Origin of the sequence: Synechococcus sp. W60.3 (assembly GCF_047502615.1) — a bacterium.
Lineage (GTDB): Bacteria > Cyanobacteriota > Cyanobacteriia > Thermostichales > Thermostichaceae > Thermostichus.
In genome coordinates this window covers 1-3,894 of the sequence record NZ_JANSHJ010000062.1, presented here as the reverse complement: position 1 = coordinate 3,894, position 3,894 = coordinate 1, and the positions used below count along the sequence as shown (strand labels likewise).

The following is a 3,894-nucleotide window of genomic DNA, read 5'->3' as shown; positions in this document are numbered from 1 at the left end:
ACCATCCTCACCTCCCCGGACGGGGTGAGCTGGACCCGGCGAACCTCGGGGACGATCAACCGGCTCAACGGCGTGGCCTACGGGAACGGCCTCTTCGTGGCGGTGGGGTGGAACAGCACCATCCTCACCTCCCCGGACGGGGTGAGCTGGACCCAGCGAACCTCGGGGACGAGCAACTGGCTCAACGGCGTGGCCTACGGGAACGGCCTCTTCGTGGCGGTGGGGTGGAACAGCACCATCCTCACCTCCCCGGACGGGGTGAGCTGGACCCAGCGAACCTCGGGGACGAGCAACTGGCTCAACGGCGTGGCCTACGGGAACGGCCTCTTCGTGGCGGTGGGGTGGAACAGCACCATCCTCACCTCCCCGGACGGGGTGAGCTGGACCCAGCGAACCTCGGGGACGAGCAACTGGCTCAACGGCGTGGCCTACGGGAACGGCCTCTTCGTGGCGGTGGGGTGGAACAGCACCATCCTCACCTCCCCGGACGGGGTGAGCTGGACCCAGCGAACCTCGGGGACGAGCAACTGGCTCAACGGCGTGGCCTACGGGAACGGCCTCTTCGTGGCGGTGGGGTGGAACAGCACCATCCTCACCTCCCCGGACGGGGTGAGCTGGACCCAGCGAACCTCGGGGACGAGCAACTGGCTCAACGGCGTGGCCTACGGGAACGGCCTCTTCGTGGCGGTGGGGTGGAACAGCACCATCCTCACCTCCCCGGACGGGGTGAGCTGGACCCAGCGAACCTCGGGGACGAGCAACTGGCTCAACGGCGTGGCCTACGGGAACGGCCTCTTCGTGGCGGTGGGGTGGAACAGCACCATCCTCACCTCCCCGGACGGGGTGAGCTGGACCCAGCGAACCTCGGGGACGAGCAACTGGCTCAACGGCGTGGCCTACGGGAACGGCCTCTTCGTGGCGGTGGGGTGGAACAGCACCATCCTCACCTCCCCGGACGGGGTGAGCTGGACCCAGCGAACCTCGGGGACGAGCAACTGGCTCAACGGCGTGGCCTACGGGAACGGCCTCTTCGTGGCGGTGGGGTGGAACAGCACCATCCTCACCTCCCCGGACGGGGTGAGCTGGACCCAGCGAACCTCGGGGACGAGCAACTGGCTCAACGGCGTGGCCTACGGGAACGGCCTCTTCGTGGCGGTGGGGTGGAACAGCACCATCCTCACCTCCCCGGACGGGGTGAGCTGGACCCAGCGAACCTCGGGGACGAGCAACTGGCTCAACGGCGTGGCCTACGGGAACGGCCTCTTCGTGGCGGTGGGGTGGAACAGCACCATCCTCACCTCCCCGGACGGGGTGAGCTGGACCCAGCGAACCTCGGGGACGAGCAACTGGCTCAACGGCGTGGCCTACGGGAACGGCCTCTTCGTGGCGGTGGGGTGGAACAGCACCATCCTCACCTCCCCGGACGGGGTGAGCTGGACCCAGCGAACCTCGGGGACGAGCAACTGGCTCAACGGCGTGGCCTACGGGAACGGCCTCTTCGTGGCGGTGGGGTGGAACAGCACCATCCTCACCTCCCCCTGAACCGGAGATCCCCACGCCCCTACCCCGCCCCATCGCCCGTGGGGCGGGGTACCCTTACCCGGAGCCCGGCGGGAGTGGGCGCGCCGGCGGACTGGGCCGGTACACAGCCCTTGGGGTACAAAGCGGAACCCCCCGCCGGTGGGCGGGGGGAGTAAGGGTGGGCCCTTCGGGATAAGGGCATCCCTGAGGCCCGGAGATTCCACGGCCTGAGGGCCCGCGGGCCCCTTTGGCCGCCGCCCGCGTCCAGTCCCCTCAGGGACCTTGGCGGACTTCCCCGTCCTTCACCCGCCGAGGGTGGGGCAGTCCCCCGGGGGTTCCCTGGCGCGACCCTCCCGGCCGCACCTACGCCTGGGACCGGGCGAGCCCGTGAGGTGGGCCAGACCTCCCTGTGGCGGCGCGCCGCCCTTAGGCCCCTTTCGGCCACCCTTCCATCCGCCAAGCGGTGATGGCGGAGCTTCCTGGGGCCAGCTGGCAGCAGTGCGTGGTGCACTTTATGGGGAACGTTTTAGCTCATGTGCCGCAGTCGGAGCGGCTCCCTCCAGGAGGTGTTTGTGGCACGGCGGAATCTCTGGCCCGGGGGTTCGTTGAGCGCTACCGGGACCGGTTTAAGCGGGCGGTGGAGGTGTTTGCCCAGGGTTTGGGGGAGGCCCTGACCTACCTGGACTTTCCCGGGGTCCACCAGCGGCACATCAAGAGCACGAATGTGCTGGAGCGGCTTATCCGTGAGGTGAAACGGCGGAGTTTCCCCGGCGAGGGGAGCCTGGTGAATCTGGCCACGGTGGTGATGCTGAGGGCCACGGAGGACTGGGCTTTCCGGCGTTATGGACATGGACCCGCTTTGGGCCGCGGAAGAGAAACCCACAAAAATCGCGACTTGACCGCAAAGTTTTCCGCTTCAACCAGAGGTGCCTTCAGTTGGCGTAGTTGGGCTACTCACCCTGCTTGTCTCCTCTTTGGCCAGCTTTTACCCCTGAGAAGGGATCTCAGCAGGATCTCAAGTGCCGGCAGTAGAATTGGGTGGAAAACTTAGCCCTTGGCAGAGTCCATGGCCATGCGGCGGGATTTACAAGAGCTGGTCATTTCCCCTTTTCTGGTGGAAAACCTTTCTGGGGTACCCATAGCCTGGCTGTACCGACCTCGGCCTATCCGTCGCTGGAAAGACCGGCTGCGCCAGTTCTCCGCCTTTTGGAATCTACTGGGCCTGCTGTTGGTGCTGGATTTGTTCTGCCGTTTCTTGACCTTTTGGTCAGGGGGATCCCTGCTGACCTTGGTGGGGCGAATTTTGATCCCTGGCCTGCGCAGCAGTTGGGAAAGCTGGCTGGTGGAATGGGGAATCCTGACAGCCATTGCCGCTTTGGGCCAAGCCTATTGGATTTTCCGCAGCCGCCGCATGCCGCTCTTGCTGAACTTGCTAGAAGAAGTAGATCGCTACAATCGGCTCATTCAAGCCATTCACATCAACGATGAATTGGTAGAGGCGGGCAATCCTGAGGCCAAGCTGCTCCAGCGGGATCAGATCATCGAGGCTCTGAAGCTGACTCGCAGCGACCTAATCCGCGCCTTGAAAACTGAACGGATCTTGCGGCAGAACAAAGACTTTATTGAGCAGCAAAGGGAGTTCTTCGGCGACGAGCTGGCAGCTCTGACTGCGCTCCAGCTAAGAGAACAGGCCAGCGAACAGTCGCAGCTTTTGGATGCTGCTTTGCAAATTGCCTTGCAGGTGCGCTCCCAACTAAGCCAACTGCAGAACCGGGGAGCAAATTGTTCCCAAGACAAAGATCAAGCTTCAGACAAAGCTCGAGACAAAAAAGATTAAAGCGAAGACACAAGTTACAGCTATTTCGACCAGGATACTGCACTGATATTGAAGTAACCAAAGCCTTGGACTACGGGAAAGTTGTTGTGAGGCTCTTTGTCGCCTTGATCTCCACTTTGGGAGAGGGTTCAGATCTGCCTGGAAAAGCGCTGGAGACTGTCGCAAAGCCCAGGGATCTTCCTTCTCGGCAACGCCCTAAAAAATGTCCTGACTCAGCAGCTTAGCCAAGCGCTCCAGGCCCTTTTTGACCTGTCGGGAAACGGTAACGGCACTGATCCCCAGCCGCTCTGCTGTTTCTTTTTGGGTGAGGTCGTAGAAGAAAACAAATTCCAAAATCTGTCGGGTGCGCTCCTCCAGCTTGGCCAAGGCATTTTGCAGGCGGATGCGATCTTCTTCGGCCAGTTGAAAACTGCGGTAGCGCTGATCGGGAATGGTATCCCCTAGAGCAACGCTGTCTTCTTCAACCTGTACGGGAGCATCTAGGCTGAGCAAAAGGCTGTTTTGTTGGGCCAGCTCCAGCTCTCGCCATTCCTGCT

4 protein-coding genes are annotated in these 3,894 nt (G+C 62.8%); 3 read left to right on the top strand and 1 reads right to left on the bottom strand.

The annotated features are described in order from the left end of the window. The 3 genes from NW846_RS12340 to NW846_RS12330 all read left to right on the top strand — a co-directional run. A partial coding sequence (locus tag NW846_RS12340) for a WD40/YVTN/BNR-like repeat-containing protein (RefSeq protein WP_414516154.1) occupies nucleotides 1-1,542 on the top strand: 1,542 nt, incomplete at its 5' end. A 430-nt stretch (nucleotides 1,543-1,972) separates the two neighbouring features. Beyond that, on the top strand, nucleotides 1,973-2,572 hold the full coding sequence (locus NW846_RS12335) for a transposase (protein WP_414516156.1): 600 nt from the start codon (nucleotides 1,973-1,975) through the stop codon (nucleotides 2,570-2,572). A gap of 3 nt (nucleotides 2,573-2,575) precedes the next feature. Further along, nucleotides 2,576-3,358 (top strand): hypothetical protein, encoded by a 783-nt coding sequence (locus NW846_RS12330; protein ID WP_414516152.1) that lies wholly within the window; start codon nucleotides 2,576-2,578, stop codon nucleotides 3,356-3,358. A gap of 195 nt (nucleotides 3,359-3,553) precedes the next feature. On the opposite strand, the gene NW846_RS12325 is transcribed toward NW846_RS12330, so the two are convergent. Then, on the bottom strand, nucleotides 3,554-3,894 hold a 341-nt coding region (locus NW846_RS12325; protein WP_414516150.1), incomplete at its 5' end, for a sigma-70 family RNA polymerase sigma factor.